This window comes from Streptomyces sp. P9-A4, assembly GCF_036634195.1.
Taxonomy (GTDB): Bacteria; Actinomycetota; Actinomycetes; order Streptomycetales; family Streptomycetaceae; genus Streptomyces.
The window spans coordinates 6,083,582-6,104,593 of record NZ_JAZIFY010000001.1; the positions used below are offsets into that span (position 1 = coordinate 6,083,582).

Consider the following 21,012-nt stretch of genomic DNA (forward strand, 5'->3'; position numbering starts at 1 on the left):
CTATAGATCGCATCTATAGCAGACATCGACAGCAGGTCTTGGACGCTATAGGTCCAGCTCGTGCATGGTGAGGACATGCCTCATCTCGCCGAGGGAATCGCCCGCTTCCAGCGGGAGGTCTTCCCTGCCAAGGCCGGCCTCTTCGCCCGCCTGGCCACCGCCCACCGTCCCGGGACGCTGTTCATCGGCTGCTCGGACGCCCGCGTCGTACCCGAACTGATCACCCAGACCGACCCCGGTGAACTCTTCGTCATCCGCACCGCCGGGAACCTCGTCCCCGCCCACACCCCGGGCACCGACGGGGTCGCCGCCGGAGTCGAGTACGCCGTCACCGTCCTCGGCGTGCGGGACGTCATCGTCTGCGGGCACTCCGCCTGCGGCGCGATGACCGCGCTCGCCGAGGGCAGCGACCTGACCGGCGCGCCCGCCGTGGCCAACTGGCTCCGGCACGCCGACGCCTCCCTGGCCCGCACCGCCGCGGCCGGGCGGGCGGGTGACGTGGCCGCCCTGGTGCGCGAGAACGTCGCCGCGCAGCTGGCGAACCTCGCCACCCACCCGTCGGTGGCCCGCGCCCTCGCCGAGGGAGACATCCGGCTGCACGGCTGGGTCTTCGACATCGCCGACGGCACCGTCGAGGAGCTGCCGGGCGCCCCCGCCCGGGCCGCCGCCTGACCCCCACCCGAAGAACCCTTCCTCCACCCTCCTGAAAGGACGTACCTCTCATGGTGCACGCCCAGTTCGACCCCACCGCCCGTCGTGAGCTCGCCCTCGCCGCCGTCGAGGCCAAGACCGTCAAGGACCTGAGCTGGCAGGAGATCGCCGACGCCACCGGCTTCTCCGTCGCCTTCGTCACCGCCGCCGTCCTCGGCCAGCACGCCCTGCCCGAGCCGGCCGCCCGGGCCGTCGCCGGACTCCTCGGCCTGGACGAGGACGCCGTACGGCTGCTCCAGACGATCCCCACCCGGGGCTCCCTGGACGGCGCCGTCCCGACCGACCCGACGATCTACCGCTTCTACGAGATGCTCCAGGTCTACGGGACCACGCTGAAGGCCCTGGTCCACGAGGAGTTCGGCGACGGCATCATCTCCGCGATCAACTTCCGGCTGGACGTGAAGAAGGTCGCCGACCCCGAGGGCGGCGAGCGCGCGGTGATCACCCTGGACGGCAAGTACCTGCCGACCAAGCCCTTCTGACCGCGCTCCCGCACCCGGCCCCTCCTTCGTGTCGACGCGCTCCCGGACGGCCGCCCCGGTTCCGCTTCCGGGAGCGCGGCCTGCGGTTCTATGGTGGGCGGCGCAGATCGCGCGGACCGCGCGGTCCCTCGCGGGCACGCGCCCGATCCGGCGGCCAACCCGGCGGCAGGGTCGCCCCCGCACGACACGAACGAGGAGTTCCATGGACATCGCCGGCTCCGCCGCTCTCGTCACCGGTGCCGCCTCCGGGCTCGGCGCCGCCACCGCGGCGGCGCTCGCCGCCCGGGGTGCCACCGTGTACGGACTCGACCTGGACAAGGCCGTGGCCGCCGCCGGGCCGCTGCCCGAGGGCGTCCGGCTGCTCGCCGCCGACGTCACCGACGAGGACCAGGTCCGCGAGGCCCTCGCCGCGATCGACGCCGACGGCGCCGAGCTGCGGCTCGCCGTGAACTGCGCCGGCATCGCCCCCTCCGCCCGCATCCTGGGCCGCGGGGGACCGCACGACCTCGACCTGTTCCGGGCCGTGCTCAACGTCAACCTGCTCGGCACGTTCAACGTGATGCGGCTCGCCGCCGAGGCCATCGCGCGCCACGAGCCCGACGAACACGGGCAGCGCGGCCTCGTCGTCAACACCGCCTCCATCGCCGCCTTCGAGGGCCAGGTCGGCCAGATCGCGTACGCCGCCTCCAAGGCGGGCGTCGCGGGCATGACGGTCACCGCCGCCCGTGACCTGGCGCAGTTCGGCATCCGGGTCGTCACCATCGCCCCCGGCATCGTGGACACCCCGATGATGGCCGGGTTCGGCGAGGACGTCAGGGCCGGTCTGGCCGCGAGCGTCACCTTCCCGCAGCGCCTCGCGCGCCCGGAGGAGTACGCCCGTCTCGTGACGATGGTCGCCGAGCACGACTACCTCAACGGCGAGACGATCCGGATGGACGGCGCGCTGCGGATGACCGCCCGCTGAGTCTCGCTCCGGAGGGGTTCCCCCGGACCTCCGTACCCTCATCGCAGCACTCGGTGCCGGATTCCCCCGGCACCTAGTGCCGCGCCGGGGCCCTTCGGGTGTTAGGTTCGGGCCATGGGTACAGCGTCGACGAACTCCACGAAGCCGGCGATGCGGGACTCCCTCGTCGCCGCCGCCTTCCAGCTCTTCCTGGAACGGGGCTACGAGCAGACCACGGTCGACGACATCGTCACGCTCGCGGGCGTCGGCCGCCGGTCCTTCTTCCGGTACTTCCCGTCGAAGGAGGACGTGGTCTTCCCCGACCACGAACAGTGCCTCGCCGACATGACGCGCTTCCTCGCCGCGAGCGCCGACTCCGACGACCCGATCGTCCGCGTCTGCGACGCCGCCCGGCTCGTCATGCGGATGTACGCCGAGAACCCCACCTTCTCCGTGCAGCGCTACCGGCTCACCCGAGAGGTGACCGGGCTGCGCACCTACGAGCTGTCGGTGGTCTGGCGGTACGAGAAGACCCTCGGCGACTATCTGCGCACCCGGTGGGCCGACCGCAGGGACGGCACCCTGCGTGCCAATGTCGTCGCGGCGGCCGTGGTGGCGGCCCACAACCACGCCCTGCGGCACTGGCTCCGCTCGGGCGGGAAGGGCGACCCGCTGGCCGAGGTCGACGGGGCCCTGGAGTTCGTACGCGGCACCTGGGCCACCGGCCAGGCCGCGGACGCCCCGGCCGAGGAGACCGAGGACGTCGTCGTGGTGATCACCAAGCGGTCCACCCCGATGTGGCGCGTGGTGCGCGAGGTGGAGTCGAGCCTCGGCGAGGACTGAGGGGGCCGAGAGGGCTGAGAGAGCCGAGACGTCCGCTGAGCGGACGGGGGAGTCCGCTCGAATGCCTTCAGGGTTCTCGGTATCTCCGATTGAGGGAACTCGGGTCTTTATTTGTTGGCACTCAGTGCCATATCTTGGCTCCATGCACGGTCGAGCCGCCGAGTGCGAGGAGAAGGCATCGTGTTCCACACGGGACTGAGGAGCGGGACCGCCGTCCGCGTCGAGGAGTCGGAGACCGACCCCGAGCTCTACTTCCAGCGCTGCCGTTGGTGCGACACCACGACGTTCCAGCGCCTGCTCTGTCCGACCTGCGGGTCGACCGACCTCGCACCCGAACTCAGTGGGGGCGAGGGCGTGATATCCGTACGGCGCGGGGTGGCCGCCGCCGACGCGGACCTCTGGCCGGTCCATATGGCAGAGGGCTTCGTGGTCCGCTGCCGGGTCGACGGACCGGTGCACGCGGTGCGCCCGGGGGTCAGGGTGAAGGTCTCCGGCGTCGCGGGCTCCGGGCGCAGGCCGGTCGTCCGGCTCTGCGAGGAGGTACCGCTCGACGGCTGGTACTGAGGCCGGACACGAGGAAGGGGGCGGGTGGCACAGAGTGCCACCCGCCCCTTCCTTTCGGTGTCGCGGAGGTCAGCGCGCGCCGATCTCGTCCGTCAGCTGCGGCAGCACCTCGAAGAGGTCGCCGACCACGCCGTAGTCGACCAGATCGAAGATCGGGGCCTCGGCGTCCTTGTTGACCGCGACGATCGTCTTCGAGGTCTGCATGCCGGCCCGGTGCTGGATCGCGCCGGAGATGCCCGCCGCCACGTACAGCTGCGGCGAGACCTGCTTGCCGGTCTGGCCGACCTGGTTGGAGTGCGGGTACCAGCCGGCGTCCACGGCGGCGCGGGAGGCGCCGACGGCCGCGCCGAGCGAGTCGGCCAGCTTCTCGACGACCGCGAAACCCTCGGCCGCGCCGACACCGCGACCGCCGGAGACCACGATCGCGGACTCGGTCAGCTCGGGGCGGCCGGTGGAGACACGCGGGGTGCGCGAGACGACCTTCGCGGCGTTGCCGGTGAAGGCGACCGTGACGTCCTCGACCGTACCGGCGGCCGGGGAGGCCTCCGGGGCGGCGGAGTTCGGCTTGACGGTGATGACCGGGACGCCGTGCGAGACCGTCGACCGCACCTGGTACGAGGCGGCGAAGACGGACTGGGTGGCGACCGGGCCGTTCTCGCCGGCCTCCAGCTCCACGGCGTCGGTGATCAGACCGGAGCCGAGGCGGAGCGCGACGCGGGCCGCGATCTCCTTGCCCTCGCCGGAGGAGGTCACCAGGACGGCGGCGGCCCCCTTCTCCCGGGCGAGCTGGGTGAGCGCGTCGACCTTCGGGACGACCAGCTGCTCGGTGAACTCGGCGCCGTCCGCGACGTACACCGTCGCCGCGCCGTACTCGCCGGCGGTGGCGGCGATCGAGGCGCCGGCCTCGCCGGCGCCGAGGACGACCGCCGAGGGCTCGCCGATACGGCGGGCCAGGGTCAGCAGTTCGAGGGCCGGCTTGCGGACCGCACCGTCGGCGTGGTCCACGAGAACCAGGATCTCAGCCATGATTCGTTGCTCCTGTGTGGGTGTCTGGCTGACGGGCGGGTCAGATGAACTTCTGGGTGGCGAGGAAGGCGGCGAGCTGCTTGCCGCCGTCGCCCTCGTCCGTGACGATCGTGCCCTGCGTACGCGCCGGGCGGGCGGCCGCCGCGTCGACCAGGGTCCAGGCCCCGGCGAGGCCCACCTCGTCGGCGTCGATGTCCAGGTCGTCCAGGTCCAGTTCCTGTACCGGCTTCTTCTTGGCGGCCATGATCCCCTTGAAGGAGGGGTAACGGGCCTCGCCGGACTGGTCGGTGACCGAGACGACGGCCGGCAGCGGGGCCTCCAGGTGCTCGGTGGCGGCGTCGCCGTCACGGCGGCCCTTCACGAGACCGTCCTCGACGGACAGCTCCGACAGCAGCGTGACCTGCGGCAGGCCCAGGCGCTCGGCGAGCAGTGCGGGCAGCACGCCCATGGTGCCGTCGGTCGAGGCCATGCCGCAGACGACCAGGTCGAAGCCGGTCTTCTCCAGCGCCTTGGCCAGGATCGCGGAGGTGGCGATGACGTCGGAGCCGTGGATGTCCTCGTCGTTGACGTGGACGGCCTTGTCGGCGCCCATCGACAGCGCCTTGCGCAGCGCGTCCTTGGCGTCGTCCGGGCCGACCGTCACGACGGTGACCTCGGCGTCGTCGGACTCCTCGGAGATGCGCAGCGCCTGCTCGACCGCGTACTCGTCCAGCTCCGAGAGCAGGCCGTCGACGGCCTCGCGGTCGGTCGTCAGGTCGTCGGCGAATCCGCGGTCGCCGGTCGCGTCGGGGACGTACTTCACACAGACAGCGATCTTCAGGGTCACGGCCTGTCTCCTTTCAACGGGCTGGTCGTTCGGGCTGGTCCTGCGGTCTTGCCGTACTCCGTTACGGGAGGTTGCGGGCCATGACGATGCGCTGGACCTGGTTGGTGCCTTCGTAGATCTGGGTGATCTTGGCGTCGCGCATCATGCGCTCGACGGGGTAGTCGCGGGTGTAGCCGTAGCCGCCGAGGAGCTGGACGGCGTCGATGGTGACCTCCATGGCGACGTCGGAGGCGAAGCACTTCGCGGCGGCGCCGAAGAAGGTGAGGTCTTCCTTGTCGCCTCCGGCGGACACGCGCTCGGACCTGGCGGCGGCGGCGTAGGTGAGCTGGCGGGCGGCTTCGAGCTTCATGGCCATGTCGGCGAGCATGAACTGGACGCCCTGGAAGTCGGCGATGGGCTTGCCGAACTGCTTGCGTTCTTTGACGTAGCCCTTGGCGTAGTCCAGGGCGCCCTGGGCGATGCCGATGGCCTGGGCGGCGATGGTGACGCGGGTGTGGTCGAGGGTCTTCATGGCGGTGGCGAAGCCGGTGCCCTCGGCGCCGATCATGCGGTCGGCGGGGATGCGGACGTTGTCGAGGTAGACCTCGCGGGTCGGGGAGCCCTTGATGCCGAGCTTCTTCTCCGGGGCGCCGAAGGAGACGCCCTCGTCGGACTTCTCCACGACGAAGGCGCTGATGCCCTTGGACCGCTTGTCGGGGTCGGTGACGGCCATCACGGTGTAGTACTGCGAGACGCCGGCGTTGGTGATCCACCGCTTGACGCCGTTGAGGACCCAGAAGTCCCCGTCGCGCACCGCGCGGGTCTTCATCCCGGCGGCGTCGGAGCCCGCGTCGGGCTCGGACAGGGCGTAGGAGAACATCGCGTCGCCCTTGGCCAGCGGGCCGAGGTACTTGCGCTTGAGCTCCTCCGAGCCGGACAGGATCACCGGCAGCGAGCCCAGCTTGTTCACGGCCGGGATCAGCGAGGACGAGCCGCACGCGCGCGCGACCTCCTCGATCACGATCACCGTCGCCAGCGCGTCCGCGCCCGCGCCGCCGTAGGCCTCGGGGACGTGCACGGCGTGCAGGTCGTTGGCGACCAGCGCGTCCAGGGCCTCCTGCGGGAACCGGCCCTCCTCGTCCACCGCCGCCGCGAACGGCGCGATCTTCGCCTCCGCCAGCGCACGCACCGACTCCCGGAGCATGTCGTGCTCCTCGGAGGGCCGATACAGGTCGAAGTCCTTGCCCATGATGTGGAGCTCCCCTAGACGCTTGTGGCACTGAGTACCCTCAGCAAAACACACTCAGTGCCATGACGCCAGAGCGCCCCGACGCTGTTCCGCGTCGGGGCGCTCCGGGCGTACGGTCCAGGAGAGATGAACTCCAGACAACCGGACGGTCGGTTTGTTTAACCCGGGGTGTCGGCGAGGCTTCCCTCTTCCCGTCGCAGCCGGCTCGCGTCGTACTCGGCGCCGAGCTGCCGGGCGCGGCTCTCGGTCATGTCGAGCCGGGTCAGCAGGGCCGGGGTGCAGATGCTCGGCAGGAAGTGCTGGAGCAGGACCGAGACCCGATGGGCCAGATCGTTGCGGTCGCACAGGATCTGGGACATGGCCTGGATCCCGGAGAAGGCCCCCGAGAACAGTTCGGCCGTGTCCGTCACGTTCACATGGACCAGCAGCTCGCCCCGCGCCTTGGCGACCATGAGGATCTCCGAGACCTGGTCGATCCACGCCTGGAAGGGCGCGGCCCGGTCGACGCCGGTGGCACCGCTGTCCAGCGCCAGGGCGACACTCGCCCGCACCAGCGCGTCGCCCTGCAGCCGGTGGGTCAGCAGGAAGGCCTGGTCCGCCAGCTCCTGGAGCTTGACCTCCTGCGGGGCGAGTGGCACGTCGAGCATCTGGGCGTCGAGCACGCCGAGGGCAAGGTCTTCCTTGGAAGCGAAGTGGAAATACAGAGCTCCCTTGGTCACCCCGGCGCGCACCAGGATCTCGCCGATGGTCGTGCGCTCGTAGCCGCGCTCCGCGAAGACCGTCGCGGCCGACTCGAGGATCACCCGGCGGGTACGGATTGCACGCGCTTGCTGCGCCAAGGCGCCTCCTGCTGTCTCGCTGTCTGTGCTCAACGTGTGACGTGAAGCGTTGAAAAGAAAACCGCGCTGTACGTATTCTAATTCGGGCGGACTCACCGCCCGGGGTGCGGGGGCACGAGGGGGATCCATGGATCAGAACGGTCGAGGAGTGACGTCGCACGTCCCCGGGGAGTTCGTACACCGGGCGGATCCCGCGGACATCATCCCCACGGGGTGGACGCAGCTGAAGGAGAACCGGTTCTCCGTCTCCGCGCGCTGGCCGGCCTCACATCCCTTCTTCTCTCCGGTGGCGGGCGACCGGCACGACCCCGTACTGGTGGCCGAGACGATACGCCAGACCACCATGCTGATCGCTCATGCCGAGTTCGGGGTACCCGTGGACGACCAGTTCGTCATGTGGGGCCTCTCCTACGACACCGATCCGGAGGCGCTCGCCGTCGACGGGCTCTCCTCGGACGTCACCGTCGACGTGATCTGCTCCGACCTCAGCAGCCGCGGCGGTCGCCTCCGCGACCTGCGCACCACCGTGGTCCTGACCCGTGACGGCCGCTTCCTCGGCACCGGCAGGGCCATGGCGCGCTGCACCTCCGCGCCGGCGTACCGGAGGATCAGGGGCGACCGGATGGCCGCGCTCGGCCGGCCCGTCCCGCTGATCACGGCGACGGAGCCGGAGCTGGTCGGCCGCGAACACACCAAGGACGTCGTCCTCGGCCCCGGCACCCGCCCCGGCCAGTGGCAGCTGCGGATCAACACCGAGCACAGCACTCTCTTCCGGCGTCCCAACGACCACGTGCCCGGCATGGTCCTCCTCGAAGCCGCCCGGCAGGCGGCGGCGAGCACGCTCGGCGGCGCCGGATACCTGCCCACCGCGATGGACGTCTCCTTCTCCCGTTACGCGGAACTCGACACCCCCTGCTGGATCGAGACCGAGATCGTGCCCGGCGCCGACCCCGGGAAGAGCACCGTCCGGGTCGTCGGCCACCAGGACGGCCACCCGGTCTTCCAATGCACGCTCACCTCCCCGTCCCGGGAACTGGCGGTGGCCGGCGCCGGCCTCGGCAGCCGGCTGGCGGGCTGAACCGGATCGGCACGATGGGCCCTCGCATTCTGATCACCGGCGCGACCGGATTCATCGGCGGCCGGGTGGCGGCCACGGCCGCGGCGCACACGGAGCCCGCGACCGTACGCCTGCTCGCCCGCCGCCCGCTCACCGGCCGGGACCGGCCGACGGGACCGGCCGACCCGGCTCGACCGACGCGAACGGTCGAACCGGTCGGCACGACGGGAACGCCCCGCCCTCGTACCGAGACCGTCCCGGGCGACCTCCGCGACCCCGAATCGCTCCGTCGTGCCTGCGAGGGGATCGACGTACTGATCCACTGCGCCTCGGCGATCGGCGCCGACGAGGAGCTGGCCCGTACGGTCAACGACGAGGGCACCCGGGCCCTCGTCGACGCCGCCGTACGCGCGGGGGTGACCAGGATCGTCGCCCTGAGCACCGCGTCGGTGCACGGCCGCGGCCCCTTCCGGGCCGCCGCCCCCGGCACGCTGCCGCTGGCCCCCGGCTCCGTGACCAGCCGCACCCGGGCGGCGGGGGAGCGGCACGTCATGGACGCCGGCGGCACCGTCCTGCGACCGCACCTCGTGTACGGCACCGGCGACCGGCAGCTGATGCCGGGCCTGGTCCGGCTGCTCGCGGCGCTGCCCGGACCGCTCGACGGGGGAGCATCGCTGCACTCGCTGACCGATGTGGACACGCTGGCCGGCGTCCTGCTGGGCGCGGCGCTCTCGTCCGCGACCGAGCCGGGTCCCTACTACGTCGACCACCCCGAGCCGGTGCCGGTCGGGGAACTCCTCGCGGCGGCCGAAGGCCTGCTCACCCACCGGACCGGTACGCCCAGGGGCCCGGCGGTCGACATCGCGGAGGCCCGCGCGCTGCTCGCCGACCTGCCCTTCGCGCAGCACCACCTGGCCATGCTGGCCACCGACCACTGGTTCGCCGACGGCCGCCCCTGGCGGGAGCTCGGCTGCGACCCGGGGCCGGGCTTCACCGAGGGGTTCGCCCGCTACCTGCCCTGGTACCACGGACTGCTGACGGACGCCTGAACGGAGCCGGGCCCGCGCTGCGGTCGCCGCATGCCGGGGCTCAGCCGACGGGTTGGCGGGCGGGGTCACGGGTGCGGTCGTGGGCGGGGGTGCCGCCCATGGTCTCCGTACCGCCCGTGCTGCCCGTACCGCCCACGCCGCCCGTGCTGCCCGACGGTTCCAGGCCGGTGAGCGCCTCGGGGCTCGCGAGCATCGGCAGGAGGGTCCGCCACAGGCCGGTGACGGTCTCGGCCGAGAGCCATTCGACGTTGTCCCCGCAGAGGGCCTCAAGGCCGATGGTGGCGGCCACGATCGTACGGGTGAGGTCCTGCTGACGCCCGGCGCCGGTGGCGAGGAGTCCCTCGTCGGCCGCCTCCGCGAGCCGCTGCAGGACGCAGCCCTGCCATTCCTGGCGCAGGTTCAGGTCGGTGTGGCAGCTGCGGGAGCAGCTGAGGCGGAACCCGGCGCGGACGACGACGTCCTCGCGGAGCAGCCGGGCCAGGGCGTGGGAGGTGTCGGCGAGGTTCTGCAGGGCGTTGGACCGCTGCCGGTACACGATCCTGGCGGTCCTGCGGAGTCTGCTGGAGGCCTCGTGCTCGACGGCGGCGGCGACCGCCGCCTTGTTCTCGAAGTGGAAGTGGAGCGCGCCGGGGCTCACACCCGCTGCCGCGCTGATCGTGGACAGTCTGGCCGAGGCGTAACCGTGCCGGTCGAACTCGCCGGCCGCCGACCTGATCAGCGCGTCGCGGGTGCGGGTGGCCCGCTCTTGTTTGGTCACCAACGGCTCCAGAAGTACCAGGCGTCGTCCGACGAGATCAAAACCGACTGCTTGGTATTGTAAGGGCTTTTCGTCGGGCCCCGGGGGGACTTCGGGAGTGACCGGGCGTCAGTGGCAGGGGTGTGCTCAGTGGCGCGGACGGGTCGTCACGACCACCGCGCCCGCGAGCAGCACCACGTTCTTGACGACGAACTCGCCCACCAGCGTCAGCAGCAGGGGGTTGGAGTCCGTGAACGCCGCCGACGGGGTGAGGACCAGGACGGCGAAGGTGCCGCAGAGGTGGCCGACGAGCGCGGGCAGGGCCAGGGCGCGGGCGCGGCCCGAGACCAGCCAGAGGCCGAGGACGACCTCGGCCCAGCCGAGCGCCGGGACGAGCCAGTCGCCCGCCGGGAACGGCAGCACGGCGACGACGAGCGCGGCCGCCGGGCTGAGTCCGATGATCTTGAGCACCCCGAACCAGACGAAGACACCGCCGATCCCGGCCCTGAGCATGCCCAGGCCGTACTGGTGGAGCCGTGGCGCGAAACGGTCGAAAAGGCCGAGCGGCGTCGGTGCGGCGGAGGGCTGCGGTGCGGCGGGGGGCTGCTGTTCGGTGGCGGGCTGCGTGGCGGTGGTGGTCGTGGCGGTGGGTATCACCTGGGAGGAAACGGTCATGCGCGGGCATCTCCATCACGAGTCGACGCGGGGGCCGGACGGGGCCGGGCGGGGCGGATCGAGGCCGGTGGGGCGTAGCCGGGCGGCGGACCGCTCGGATCACGCCGAAATCGCGGCAGGAGGGTCGGACGCCGTGGGGCCACGCTAGCCACCTCCCGAGGACCCCCGCGACGCCCATCGCTTCCTTGCATGCCTGCGATGGAAGAAGTCGATCGGGCGTTGCCGGACGCGATCATTTCTCGCCAGCCTGAGGTCTGTTCGAGTTTGTGTTTGATCCACGGACCCGGACCGCGTCCATCCGCTCCCGGCACCATGTGAAGGAATCCACGGATGTCCCACCGACCCGCCGCCCCTGCTCCGTCCACGACCGCCGCGGCCCGCACACCGCTCACCCGGCGCCGGGTGCTCACCACGACCGCCGCCGCGGCCGGGGTGCTCGCCCTGCCCGGCTCCGTCGCCTGGGGCGTCCCCACCAGCTTCGAGGCGGAGACCCGCACCGGGCGCCGTGCCCCCGGTGCCGTCGCCGACCCCAGCGTCGTGATCCGCTGGAACCAGGCTGCGATGGACGCGATCCTCGGCCGCTACCAGGCCGCGGGGAACCGCTTCGGCCCCGCCACCGTGAACGCCCGCGCCCTCGCGATCATCCACAACGCCATCTACGACGCCTGGGCGTGTTACGACCACTGTGCCGTCGGCACCCGCTTCGGCGGCGCCCTGCGCCGGCCCCGCTCCGAGCGCACCCTCGACAACAAGAACGAGGCCATCAGCTACGCGGCCCACCTCGCGATGCTCGACCTGTACCCCGAGTACAAGGTCGCCATCGACGGCATGCTGCGCGGCCTCGGCTACGACCCCGAGCTGACCGCCCCGCGACGCAACAGCCCCGCCTGGATCGGCCGCCGCACCGCGCAGGCCGTCCTCGACTACCGGCACGCCGACGGCGCCAACCAGCTCGGCACCCCCGCGTACTCCGACACCACCGGCTACCAGGCGCGCAACACCCCGCAGGTCGCCGGGGCCTTCGACCCGTCGACGGTCGCGGAGCCGGCCCACTGGACGCCGCTGATAGTGAACGGCAAGACGCAGCGCTACCTCACCCCGCAGTTCGCGGTGATGCAGCCCTTCGCGCTGAGCAGCCCCGACCAGTTCACGATCGCCGCCCCGCCCGCGTATCCCTCGGTCCGGATGACCGCCGCCATCGAGGAACTCCTCGACATCAGCGCCAATCTGACGGACGAGCAGAAGGCCATCGCCGAGTTCTGGCTCAACGACGACGTGACCCCGCCCGGCGCCCAGCAGATGTGGGGCCGTTACGTCTCCGCCCGCGACGGCTACGGTGTCGACGAGGACGCCCAGATCTTCTTCGGCCTCAACATGGCCGAGTGCGACGCCGCCATCGGCTCCTGGGCCGTCAAGGCCCAGTACGACTTCGCGCGCCCCTCCACCCTGATCCCGTACGACCAGCGCGGCCGTCAGATCCGGTCCTGGGGCGGCCCCGGCCAGGGCACCGTCACCATGGACGGCGTCGACTGGCAGGCGTACGTGGCCGTTCCGCCGTTCCCGGCCACGGTCTCCGGGCACAGCACCTTCTCCGGCGCCGCCGCCGAGTTCCTGCGCCGCTTCACCGGCTCGGACTCCTTCGGAGACTCGTACCGCTTCAAGGCGGGCGCCTCCACCGTCGAGCCCGGCCTCACCCCGCGCACCGACGTGGTCCTGCACTGGTCCACCTTCAGCGAGGCCGCCCAGGAGGCCGGCATCTCCCGGGTCTACGGCGGCATGCACTGGAGCTTCGACAACGAGCCCGGCATCGAGATGGGCCACCGGATCGGCACGGTCGTGTACCGGCGGGCCATGAGCTACTTCGGCGGCGCCCACCGCTGACGCGCCCGTCGGCCCGGCGACCCGGCCGGAGCCCGCGGGGTCAGCTCCCGCGGGCTCCGGCCGGGCACGGCCGCCCTCCGCACGGCCCCTCCCGTACGGCCCCCGCACCGCCCTCGCCGCCCCGCCCCTTCCGCCCGCCCCCCAAGGAGAGAACACCGTGAGCAATCAGACCCAGACCTCAGCGGGAGCGGCGGCCCCACCGGCCCGCAGCCGCTGGGCGGGCGGCGCCCCGCCCTTCCCCGGCGCCCGGCCCGCCGTACTCGGCACCCTCGCGACCGTCGTGTCGTTGGTCATCCTGGTGGCGCTCGGCGAGGCCACCGGCCATCTGCTGATGATCGCCCCGCTGGCCGCCACCGCCATGATCATCTGCAGCACCCCCGCACTGCCCCCGGCCCAGCCCCGGGGCGTGCTGCTCGGCCAGATCGGCTCCGGCGTCCTCGGTCTCGTGGCCGTCGCCCTGTTCGGCCACTCCCTCTGGGTGGCCGCCGTCGCCGCCGGCCTCAGCGTCGGCCTGATGCTGCTGCTCCGGGCCGTCCACGCGCCCGCCGCCGCCACGGCGGTGCTCGCCGTCCTCCAGGACCCCGCGCCCCTGCGCTTCCTTCTCCTGCTCGCCGTCGGCAGCGCCCTGCTGGTCCTCGTGGGCCTGGTCGCCTCCCGCCTCGGCGTGATCGGCAAGTACCCGACGTACTGGTGGTGACCCCGGCCCGCCGGTGGTGAACCCGCCCGCCCCGGCGTCCCGCCGCATCCCCCGTCCGTCCGCCCGTACCTCCGCGTACCTCCGCGTACCGACCCTCAACGGAGCTCCCGTGAACCGAGACAGACTGCTCGTCAGCTGCGAGCAGATCATGGAACAGCTGCGGAACCCCGCGGCCGGGGACGAGAACACGGTCCTCGTCGAGATCACCGAAGGCGGCAGCCTGCTGGGCCGGATTCCCGGCTCCGTCCGCCTGGACTGGACCGGGGACCTCCAGGACCCGGTGCGCCGGGACGTCATCGGCCCCGAGGCCTTCGCCGAACTCCTCGGCAGGCACGGCATATCCGCCGACCACACCGTCGTCTTCCTCAGCGGCAACAACAACTGGTGGGCCGCCGCCGCGTTCTGGCAGTTCCGTCTGTACGGCCACCGGGAACTGCGGCTGCTCGACGGCGGCCGGCTCCGCTGGGAGGCGCTCGGCGCCGCCCTCACCCAGGACGTCCCGGAACGCGAGCCCGTCGCGTACCCCGTACCGGCCGTCGACGAGACGGTCCGCGCTCGCCGCGAGGACATGCTCGACCACATCGGGCGCCACCAACTCCTCGACGTACGCTCCCTGGAGGAGTACCTCGGGCAGAGCAACACCCCGCCCGGCGTTCCCGAGGACCTCGGTGTGCGCTGCGGCCACGCCCTCTCCGCCGAGCACATCCCCTGGCACAGCGCCGTCCGCGCCGACGGCACCTTCCGTGACGACGAGGAACTGGCCGCCGTCTACGCCGACGTGCGCACCGACGCCCCCACGGTCGTCTACTGCCGGGTCGGCTGGCGCTCCGCCCACAGCTGGTTCGTGCTGAGCGAACTCCTCGGCCTCGCCGACATCCGCAACTACGACGGTGCCTGGCGCGAGTTCGGCTCCCTGATCGGCGCCCCCATCGTCAACGGGCCCAGGCCCTGGGGTCCCGACGGCATCCCGTCCATCGTCGCCCAGCGCGACGCCGCATCGGAGGTCTCCGCCCGTGCCTGACGTCACCGTCTTCCGCAACGTGCTCCGCGACGGCTTCGACCAGACCGACCTGCCGTGGGTGCCGTGGACCGAACCCGGCCGCGTCGGCGTCGAGTACGTCGTGCTCTGGGGCCCCGACCCGGCCGAGGACGAGGACTCCGCGTCCCTGCTCCTCCGCTTCCCGCCCGGCGCCCACGGTGACTTCCACGAGCACCTGGGGCACGAGCTGATGCTCGTCCTCGACGGCACCCTCGACCACAGCGACGGGCGCCGCTTCCACCGCGGTGACCTCGTCGTCGAGGAGCCCGGCACCCGGCACCAGATGTCCAGCGCCGAGGGCTGCACCGTCCTCGCCGTCCGCGCCCGGCCGGCCGCCTCCCGCACCCCCGAGGCCGGTGAGATCACCACCGGCGTCGGTGCCGGGACCGGCGGCGCCTGACCTCTCAGGAGGACCCGAGGCCACCGGACCCCTACGCGGGTCCGGCGGCCTCGGCGCACGCCCACCGCCGCGCTGTCCGGTGGGCCGGGCGGAGCCCCGTACGACACCCGCAGGCACCCCGTACGACATCCGGCCCGCGCTGCGTACGACATCCGCCCCGCACCCGTACGACCCTGCCCCGCCTCCGTACACCGACCGCCCTGCCCCACGCACGGCGACCGCCCGCACCACGTACGGCGACCGTCCGCACCACGCACGTCGCACCACGCACCACGCACGACCCGGCCCCGCACCCCATACGCCGACAGCTCGACCGACCGCCCGCCCTCGCCCCGTTCGGCGACGGTCCGGCGACGGTCCGGCGTACCCGCTCGGCGGCACCCCCGCACGACCCCTCCCCCCACCCCGACCCGTCCCGTACGGGCGCTCCCGCACACCCGTCCGTACCCGCCCCGCACCCCTTTCGGAGAGAGACGCCATGACCCCGTCCGCACGGCCTCAGCCCCTGCGCAGTCCCGAGCCCTCCCGTCGGGTCCTGCTCACCACCGGTTCCTCCGACGCCCACACCTGGAACCTCGTCCACCTCCAGCTCTTCCTGGAGGAGCACGGGCACTCCGTGCTCAACCTGGGCCCCTGCGTCCCCGAGCAGCTGCTCGTCGACACCGCCCGGATGACCAGCCCCGACCTCGTCGTCCTCTCCTCCGTCAACGGCCACGGGCACCAGGACGGGCTGCGCGCCGCCCGCGCCCTGCGCGCCGACCGCAAGACCCGCTCCGTGCCCATGGTCATCGGCGGACTCCTCGGCATCTCCCCGGAGGGCGCCGCCACCCGTACCGCCGAACTCCTCGAAGCCGGATACGACGAGGTGTACGCCGACGGGACCCCGCCCACGGCACTGCTGGGCCGGCTCGCCGGACTCGGCGGCGCGTGTACCGGGCGGGCCGCGGCTTGACGACCTCCGCCTCGCCCTCGCTCGCCCCCGGCGACCTCGGCGCCTTCGTCCGGGCGTCGGCAGAGGCCGGCGAACTCGTCGTCCAGCCCAGGATGGGCATGGTCGGGCCCGAGGACATGGCCGCCGGAGTCGCCGCCGTCGCCGCACTGCCGGAACGGACCGTCGCCACCCTCACCATCGACAGCTACACCCGCGTCGGCGACCACGCCGCCGCCACCTCGGCCCTGCGCACCGGGCAGCCCCTCAACGGGTTCCCGCTGGTCAGCCACGGCCCGAAGACCACCGCGCGGGTCGCCGCCGCGGCCGGACGCGCCACGCCCGTCCAGGTCCGGCACGGTTCCGCCGACCCCATGGCCATCTTCCGCACCATGGCCGCCGCCGGGCTCTCCGCCTCCGAGGGCGGCCCCGTCTCGTACTGCCTGCCCTACGGGCGCACCCCGCTCGCCGAATCCGTCGCCGCCTGGCGGGACTCCGTCCAGTTCCTCGCGGAGGAGAGCCGCGCGCACGGCCGCCGGGCCCATCTCGAATCCTTCGGCGGCTGCCTCCTCGGCCAGCTCTGCCCGCCGTCGCTGCTCGTCGCCGTCTCGGTCCTGGAGTGCCTGTTCTTCGCGGCCAACGGGGCCACCAGCGTCTCCCTGAGTTACGCCCAGCAGACCCATCCCGCCCAGGACACCGGCGCGCTCACCGCGCTGCGGCTGCTCGCCGACGAGTTCCTGCCGCCGTCCGTGGACCGGCACATCGTGCTCTACACGTACATGGGCGTCTACCCGAGGACCGTGCCGGGGGCCCGGCTGCTGCTGCGCCGCAGCGCCGAACTGGCCGTACGCGGCGGGGCGCAGCGTCTCATCGTGAAGACCGAGACCGAGGCGCACCGCATCCCGACCGTCGCCGAGAACCTGACCGCCCTGCGGATCGCCGCCGACGCCGCCCGCTCCGTGCCCCGGCGCGGCCCGAACCCGGGCAGGACCGCCGAGGCCGACACGGAGGAGACGCTCGCCGAGGCGCGGGCCATGATCACCGCCGTCCTCGCGCTCTCCGACGATCTGGGCGTCGCCCTCCTCAAGGCCTTCGACCGGGGTCTGCTCGACGTGCCGTTCTGCCTGCACCCCGACAACCGGGGCGCCGTCAGGTCCACCGTCGCACCGGACGGGCGCCTGCACTGGACGGACCTCGGCGCGCTGCCACTGCTCACCACCAGCAGGAGGACCATTCCGATGACCTCACGTCAGCTCTCCGGCATGCTCGGCAGGGTCGCCAGGGAACACGACCTGGCGGCCGGGACGAACCCGCCGCCCGAGCCGGCGCCCCGCGCGGCCCCGGCGCCGTCGGCGGACCCGCTGCGGATCGCGTTCGTCGGCATGGGCCCGCGCGGCCTCTCCGTACTGGAACGGCTCGCGGCCCGCTGCGCCGACGGGCCCCCCGGCCGGCCGGTGGAGGTCTTCGCGGTGGATCCGTACGAGGCGGGGGCCGGACGGATCTGGCGTACGGACCAGTCGCCCTGGTTCCTGATGAACACCCCGGCCCAGGAGGTCACCATGTTCTCCGGGCCCGCCGACGACGGGCCCCACCGGCCCGGCGCCGGACCCACGCTCGGTGCCTGGTGGGCGCAGGACGACCCGGCGGGCGCCGACCCCGAGGGGTACGCGCCCCGGGCCGTGTACGGCCGCTACCTGACGTACGTCATGGGGCGGATCGAGGAGACCCTGCCGCCCTCGCTCACCGTCCACCGCGTCCCCGCCCGGGTGATCTGCGCGGAGCGCGCGGGAGGTTCGGCGGGTACGGGGACTCCGGGAGGCCCGGACGGCTCCCCGCACCGCCTGAGACTCGACCGCGGTGACGTGCTCACGGTCGACCGGGTGGTCCTCGCCACCGGCCACCCGATCGTCGAGCCCGACGCCGACCAGCGCGCGTGGACGCGGTTCGCCCGGACGCACAGCACCCCCGCCCGGCCGGTCCGGCACATCGTCGGCGGCTCCGCGACCGAGATGCCGCTCGCCGCGATCCCGGCGGGCGCGAGCGTGGGCATCCTCGGGATGGGGCTCACCTTCTACGACGTCCTCACCGAGCTGACCCTCGGCCGCGGCGGCACCTTCACCGAGGGCTGCGACGGCCTGCTCTACCTGCCCAGCGGCAAGGAGCCCCGCATCCTGGCGGGATCGCGCGGGGGAGTGCCCCTGCTCACCCGGGGCGCCAACCAGAAGGGACCCGAACACCGTTACCAGGCACGGCTGTTCACCGCCGAAAGGATGGCGGAGCTGCGCGCGGAGGCGGCGCCGCTCGACTTCGAGTCGGCCGTGCTGCCCTGGCTGCTCGCCGAGGTCAACCTCGTCCTCCTCGCGACCCGCGTCCGCCAGGTCCACGGACCCGGCGCCGCCGAGGAGTTCACCGAGCGGGCCGCCCAGGCGCTCCGCGACCGGCCCGACCCCCGGATCCTCGAACGGCTCGCCTCCGGGTACCGGATCGACGCCCGCCCGCTGAGCGGACTCGACGCGCTCGCCCGCCCGTTCGCCGGCCGCCGCTTCGGCTCCCCGGCCGAGTACCACAAGGTGCTCACCGAATGGCTGCGGGCCGACCTCTTCGAGGCGCGCCAGGGCAACGCCGACGGCCCCCTGAAGGCCGCCGCCGACGTCCTGCGGGACGTGCGGCAGACGATCCGCACCGTCGTCGACTTCGGCGGGCTGAACCCCGACTCGCACCGCTGGTTCCTCGCCGAGTTCGGACCCGTCGCGGCGATGGTCTCGACCGGGCCGCCGCAGGAGCGCTCGGAGCAGTTCCTCGCGCTGCTCGCGGCCGGGGTCCTCGAACCGGTCGGCCCCGGCGCCCGGTTCACGACCGATCCCGTCGAGGGGCGGTTCGCCGTCGAGTCGACACAGGTGGAGAACTCCTGGGTGCCGCTGGACGTCGTCGTGGACGCCCGGGTGCCGACTACCGACCTGGTGGCGGACCGGGACCCGCTGATCCGCTGTCTGATGGTGGACGGGGAGATCCGTACGTTCACCAACGCGGCGGAAGGCGCGGGAGAGTTCGCCACCGGAGGGCTCGACTGCACCGACGCGCCGTTCCACCCGGTGCGGGCCGACGGCTCGGTGGACACCAGCACGCATGTGCTCGGCATTCCCAGCGAGCACACCCGGTGGTTCACCCAGGTGGGCAGCGGGCGGCCGGGCCCCTGGGGCTCCTTCACCCGCGACGCGGACGCCATCGCGGAGGCGCTGCTCGGTGGTGCGGGGGCGGGCGGTGCGGGATCCGGCGGTACGGCGTACGGTGCCGCGAGGACCGGGGGTGCGCGGGCCGATGCCGTGCCGGCCGGGGGTGCGCGGTGAGTGACGCTCGTACGCCGGGGCCGCGCGACGACGGCGCGCGCGGCACCCCACGCACCGCCGCACACGAGGAGTACCGGGCCGCCCGGGACCTCCTGCTGCGGCTGCGCGGCGACCGCGAGGCGGCCGACGCCGCCTTCCGGTGGCCGCGCGCCGAGCACTTCAACTGGGCCCTGGACTGGTTCGACGTCATCGCGGAGGGCAACGACCGGCCTGCGCTCGAACTCCTCGGGCACGCGGGGGAGGACGGTGCCGTCCCGGTCGTCGACCGGGTCTCCTTCGCCGAACTCGCAGCCCGCTCCGACGCGTTGGCGGTCGCCCTGCGCGATCACGGAGTCGTACGCGGCGACCGCGTCCTGATCCTCCTCGGCACCCGCACCGAGCTGTGGGAGACCCTGCTCGGCTGCATCAAGCTCGGGGCCGTCGTCGTCCCCGGCTACCAGGACCTCACCCGGTCCGAAGCCGCCGACCGGATCACCAGGGGAGCCGTCCGCCATCTGATCGCCGCACCCGAACTCAGCGGCCTGCTTGACGAGTTGCCGGTGCCGGGCATCCGGATGGCGGCGGCGCCCGGCACCGGCAGGGCCGGCTGGCTCCCGTACCCCGACACCCGCGCCACCGGCCGTCCCCGCTTCGTCCCGGACGGGCCCACCCGCTCCGCCGACCCGTCGTTCTGCTACTTCACCTCCGGGACGACCTCGCTGCCCAAGCTCGTCGAGCACAGCCACGCCGGCTACGGCGTCGGCCACCTCTCCAGCCTGTACTGGAGCGGCCTGGGCCCCGGCGACCGGCATCTCAACCTCTCCGCGCCCGGCTGGGCCAAGCACTCCTGGTCCAGCTTCTTCGTGCCATGGGCGGCGGAGGCCACCATCCTCGCGCCGCCGGACGGCGGGCTCCCGTCGTCCGCCCTGCCACGGGCCCTCGCCGAGCACGGCGTCACCAGCTTCTGCGCGCCCCCGAGCGCCTGGCGCTCCCTGCTCCCGTACGTGACCGGGGGCGCCGGAGCCCCCCGGCTGCGGGAGGCGACGGCCGCCGGGGAACCCCTGACGGCCGAGACGGTCGCACGGATCGAGACCGCGTGGGGCGTACGGGTCCGGGACGGCTACGGCCAGACGGAGGCGACCGCGCTCATCGGCCGCGCCCCCGGCCCCTCCGAGCCGATCGCCCCGCTCGGCCACCCGCTCCCCGGGTACCGGATCGTGCTGCGTGACCCGGAGACCGGGGAGACGGGCGACAGCGGCGAGGTCTGCGTGGACCTGAAGGAACGCCCGCCCGGCCTCATGCGCGGCTACGCCGGCCTCCCCGAACGCACGGCGGAGGCCTTCGCCGACGGCCTCTACCGCACGGGGGACCGGGGCGAGCGGTGCGCGGACGGCTCGATCCGGCTGCTCGGCCGGATGGACGAGGTGTTCAAGTCCCACGGCCACCGGGTCTCCCCCACGGAGATCGAGGCCGTGCTGCGCACCCACCCGGAGGTGGCCGACGCGGCGGTGGTGCCGCGCCCCGACCCGGACGGCGGCCTCGCCCCGTACGCGGTCGTGGAGCTGCGGCAGGGGGAGCCGTCCACGGCCGGGCACGGACGCATCGCGGCCGAACTCCTGACGCTCGCCGCCGAACGGCTCGCGCCGGTCTTCGTCCCGCGCGGGGTCGAGGTGATCGCCCGCCTCCCGCGTACCCGCTCGGGAAAGGTGCGCCGGGGGGAACTCGCCCCGAAGCCCTGACAGCCTGATCCCCCCTCGGTATC

General features: G+C 73.1%; 20 protein-coding genes. 14 read left to right on the top strand and 6 right to left on the bottom strand.

The genetic code is table 11. The features are described 5' to 3' along the window. Positions 1 to 75: 75 nt before the first annotated feature. The 5 genes from V4Y03_RS27320 to V4Y03_RS27340 all read left to right on the top strand — a co-directional run bounded on the left by V4Y03_RS27320 (position 76) and on the right by V4Y03_RS27340 (position 3,543). The gene (locus V4Y03_RS27320) at positions 76 to 672 is read left to right on the top strand and encodes a carbonic anhydrase (protein ID WP_332436623.1); all 597 of its coding nucleotides are present in this window, start codon (positions 76 to 78) and stop codon (positions 670 to 672) included. 50 nt (positions 673 to 722) lie between these two features. After that, the gene (gene cynS, locus V4Y03_RS27325; RefSeq protein ID WP_317875675.1) at positions 723 to 1,193 is read left to right on the top strand and encodes a cyanase; all 471 of its coding nucleotides are present in this window, start codon (positions 723 to 725) and stop codon (positions 1,191 to 1,193) included. A 202-nt stretch (positions 1,194 to 1,395) separates the two neighbouring features. Continuing rightward, positions 1,396 to 2,157: an SDR family NAD(P)-dependent oxidoreductase gene (locus tag V4Y03_RS27330; protein ID WP_332436624.1), complete on the top strand. Its 762-nt coding sequence runs from the start codon at positions 1,396 to 1,398 to the stop codon at positions 2,155 to 2,157. A 114-nt stretch (positions 2,158 to 2,271) separates the two neighbouring features. Beyond that, positions 2,272 to 2,979, top strand: a complete 708-nt coding sequence (locus V4Y03_RS27335) for a TetR family transcriptional regulator (protein ID WP_317875673.1) — start codon at positions 2,272 to 2,274, stop codon at positions 2,977 to 2,979. A 180-nt stretch (positions 2,980 to 3,159) separates the two neighbouring features. Beyond that, entirely contained in the window at positions 3,160 to 3,543 is a 384-nt protein-coding gene (locus tag V4Y03_RS27340; RefSeq protein ID WP_332436625.1) for a zinc ribbon domain-containing protein, read from the top strand. A gap of 69 nt (positions 3,544 to 3,612) precedes the next feature. Here V4Y03_RS27340 and V4Y03_RS27345 read toward each other — a convergent pair whose 3' ends face one another. The 4 genes from V4Y03_RS27345 to V4Y03_RS27360 all read right to left on the bottom strand — a co-directional run bounded on the left by V4Y03_RS27345 (position 3,613) and on the right by V4Y03_RS27360 (position 7,462). Beyond that, positions 3,613 to 4,569 carry an electron transfer flavoprotein subunit alpha/FixB family protein gene (locus V4Y03_RS27345; protein WP_332436626.1) on the bottom strand — a complete coding sequence of 319 codons (957 nt, stop codon included), beginning with the start codon at positions 4,567 to 4,569 and terminating at the stop codon, positions 3,613 to 3,615. A gap of 40 nt (positions 4,570 to 4,609) precedes the next feature. After that, positions 4,610 to 5,395, bottom strand: coding sequence for an electron transfer flavoprotein subunit beta/FixA family protein (locus tag V4Y03_RS27350; protein WP_332436627.1), 786 nt, complete (start codon positions 5,393 to 5,395; stop codon positions 4,610 to 4,612). 61 nt (positions 5,396 to 5,456) lie between these two features. Beyond that, positions 5,457 to 6,623, bottom strand: coding sequence for an acyl-CoA dehydrogenase family protein (locus tag V4Y03_RS27355; RefSeq protein ID WP_332436628.1), 1,167 nt, complete (start codon positions 6,621 to 6,623; stop codon positions 5,457 to 5,459). Positions 6,624 to 6,781: 158 nt separating this feature from the next. Further along, positions 6,782 to 7,462, bottom strand: coding sequence for a ScbR family autoregulator-binding transcription factor (locus V4Y03_RS27360; RefSeq protein ID WP_317875823.1), 681 nt, complete (start codon positions 7,460 to 7,462; stop codon positions 6,782 to 6,784). A 148-nt stretch (positions 7,463 to 7,610) separates the two neighbouring features. On the opposite strand from V4Y03_RS27360, the gene V4Y03_RS27365 reads away from it, so the two are divergent. Further along, complete coding sequence (locus V4Y03_RS27365; RefSeq protein WP_332436629.1) at positions 7,611 to 8,540, top strand: ScbA/BarX family gamma-butyrolactone biosynthesis protein; 930 nt, start codon at positions 7,611 to 7,613, stop codon at positions 8,538 to 8,540. Positions 8,541 to 8,554: 14 nt separating this feature from the next. After that, positions 8,555 to 9,568 (top strand): NAD-dependent epimerase/dehydratase family protein, encoded by a 1,014-nt coding sequence (locus tag V4Y03_RS27370; RefSeq protein WP_332436630.1) that lies wholly within the window; start codon positions 8,555 to 8,557, stop codon positions 9,566 to 9,568. Positions 9,569 to 9,608: 40 nt separating this feature from the next. Here V4Y03_RS27370 and V4Y03_RS27375 read toward each other — a convergent pair whose 3' ends face one another. Then, complete coding sequence (locus V4Y03_RS27375; RefSeq protein WP_332436631.1) at positions 9,609 to 10,325, bottom strand: ScbR family autoregulator-binding transcription factor; 717 nt, start codon at positions 10,323 to 10,325, stop codon at positions 9,609 to 9,611. Between the two features lie 126 nt (positions 10,326 to 10,451). After that, entirely contained in the window at positions 10,452 to 10,979 is a 528-nt protein-coding gene (locus V4Y03_RS27380; RefSeq protein ID WP_332436632.1) for a hypothetical protein, read from the bottom strand. 330 nt (positions 10,980 to 11,309) lie between these two features. On the opposite strand from V4Y03_RS27380, the gene V4Y03_RS27385 reads away from it, so the two are divergent. The 7 genes from V4Y03_RS27385 to V4Y03_RS27415 all read left to right on the top strand — a co-directional run bounded on the left by V4Y03_RS27385 (position 11,310) and on the right by V4Y03_RS27415 (position 20,989). Beyond that, positions 11,310 to 12,860: a vanadium-dependent haloperoxidase gene (locus V4Y03_RS27385; protein ID WP_332436633.1), complete on the top strand. Its 1,551-nt coding sequence runs from the start codon at positions 11,310 to 11,312 to the stop codon at positions 12,858 to 12,860. Positions 12,861 to 13,017: 157 nt separating this feature from the next. Further along, positions 13,018 to 13,557: an HPP family protein gene (locus V4Y03_RS27390; protein WP_317875817.1), complete on the top strand. Its 540-nt coding sequence runs from the start codon at positions 13,018 to 13,020 to the stop codon at positions 13,555 to 13,557. Between the two features lie 109 nt (positions 13,558 to 13,666). Continuing rightward, positions 13,667 to 14,578, top strand: coding sequence for a sulfurtransferase (locus V4Y03_RS27395; RefSeq protein ID WP_332436634.1), 912 nt, complete (start codon positions 13,667 to 13,669; stop codon positions 14,576 to 14,578). Then, positions 14,571 to 14,996, top strand: coding sequence for a cupin domain-containing protein (locus V4Y03_RS27400; protein ID WP_056555660.1), 426 nt, complete (start codon positions 14,571 to 14,573; stop codon positions 14,994 to 14,996). The genes V4Y03_RS27395 and V4Y03_RS27400 overlap by 8 nt, the downstream gene beginning before the upstream one ends. A 478-nt stretch (positions 14,997 to 15,474) precedes the next feature. Then, a complete protein-coding gene (locus tag V4Y03_RS27405; protein ID WP_317875815.1) occupies positions 15,475 to 15,948 on the top strand; it encodes a cobalamin B12-binding domain-containing protein in 474 nt (157 codons plus the stop codon). Then, on the top strand, positions 15,945 to 19,271 hold the full coding sequence (locus V4Y03_RS27410) for an FAD/NAD(P)-binding protein (RefSeq protein ID WP_332436635.1): 3,327 nt from the start codon (positions 15,945 to 15,947) through the stop codon (positions 19,269 to 19,271). The genes V4Y03_RS27405 and V4Y03_RS27410 overlap by 4 nt, the downstream gene beginning before the upstream one ends. Next, on the top strand, positions 19,268 to 20,989 hold the full coding sequence (locus V4Y03_RS27415) for an acyl-CoA synthetase (RefSeq protein WP_332436636.1): 1,722 nt from the start codon (positions 19,268 to 19,270) through the stop codon (positions 20,987 to 20,989). The genes V4Y03_RS27410 and V4Y03_RS27415 overlap by 4 nt, the downstream gene beginning before the upstream one ends. The last annotated feature ends 23 nt before the right edge of the window (positions 20,990 to 21,012 follow it).

Excerpts from the sequence above, each read along its gene's own strand:
- V4Y03_RS27320 (WP_332436623.1), top strand. The coding sequence starts at position 76 with ATGCCTCATCTCGCCGAGGGAATCGCCCGCTTCCAGCGGGAGGTCTTC.
- cynS (WP_317875675.1), top strand. The coding sequence starts at position 723 with ATGGTGCACGCCCAGTTCGACCCCACCGCCCGTCGTGAGCTCGCCCTC.
- V4Y03_RS27330 (WP_332436624.1), top strand. The coding sequence starts at position 1,396 with ATGGACATCGCCGGCTCCGCCGCTCTCGTCACCGGTGCCGCCTCCGGG.
- V4Y03_RS27335 (WP_317875673.1), top strand. The coding sequence starts at position 2,272 with ATGGGTACAGCGTCGACGAACTCCACGAAGCCGGCGATGCGGGACTCC.
- V4Y03_RS27345 (WP_332436626.1), bottom strand. The coding sequence starts at position 4,569 with ATGGCTGAGATCCTGGTTCTCGTGGACCACGCCGACGGTGCGGTCCGC.
- V4Y03_RS27355 (WP_332436628.1), bottom strand. The coding sequence starts at position 6,623 with ATGGGCAAGGACTTCGACCTGTATCGGCCCTCCGAGGAGCACGACATG.
- V4Y03_RS27370 (WP_332436630.1), top strand. The coding sequence starts at position 8,555 with ATGGGCCCTCGCATTCTGATCACCGGCGCGACCGGATTCATCGGCGGC.
- V4Y03_RS27380 (WP_332436632.1), bottom strand. The coding sequence starts at position 10,979 with ATGACCGTTTCCTCCCAGGTGATACCCACCGCCACGACCACCACCGCC.
- V4Y03_RS27385 (WP_332436633.1), top strand. The coding sequence starts at position 11,310 with ATGTCCCACCGACCCGCCGCCCCTGCTCCGTCCACGACCGCCGCGGCC.
- V4Y03_RS27405 (WP_317875815.1), top strand. The coding sequence starts at position 15,475 with ATGACCCCGTCCGCACGGCCTCAGCCCCTGCGCAGTCCCGAGCCCTCC.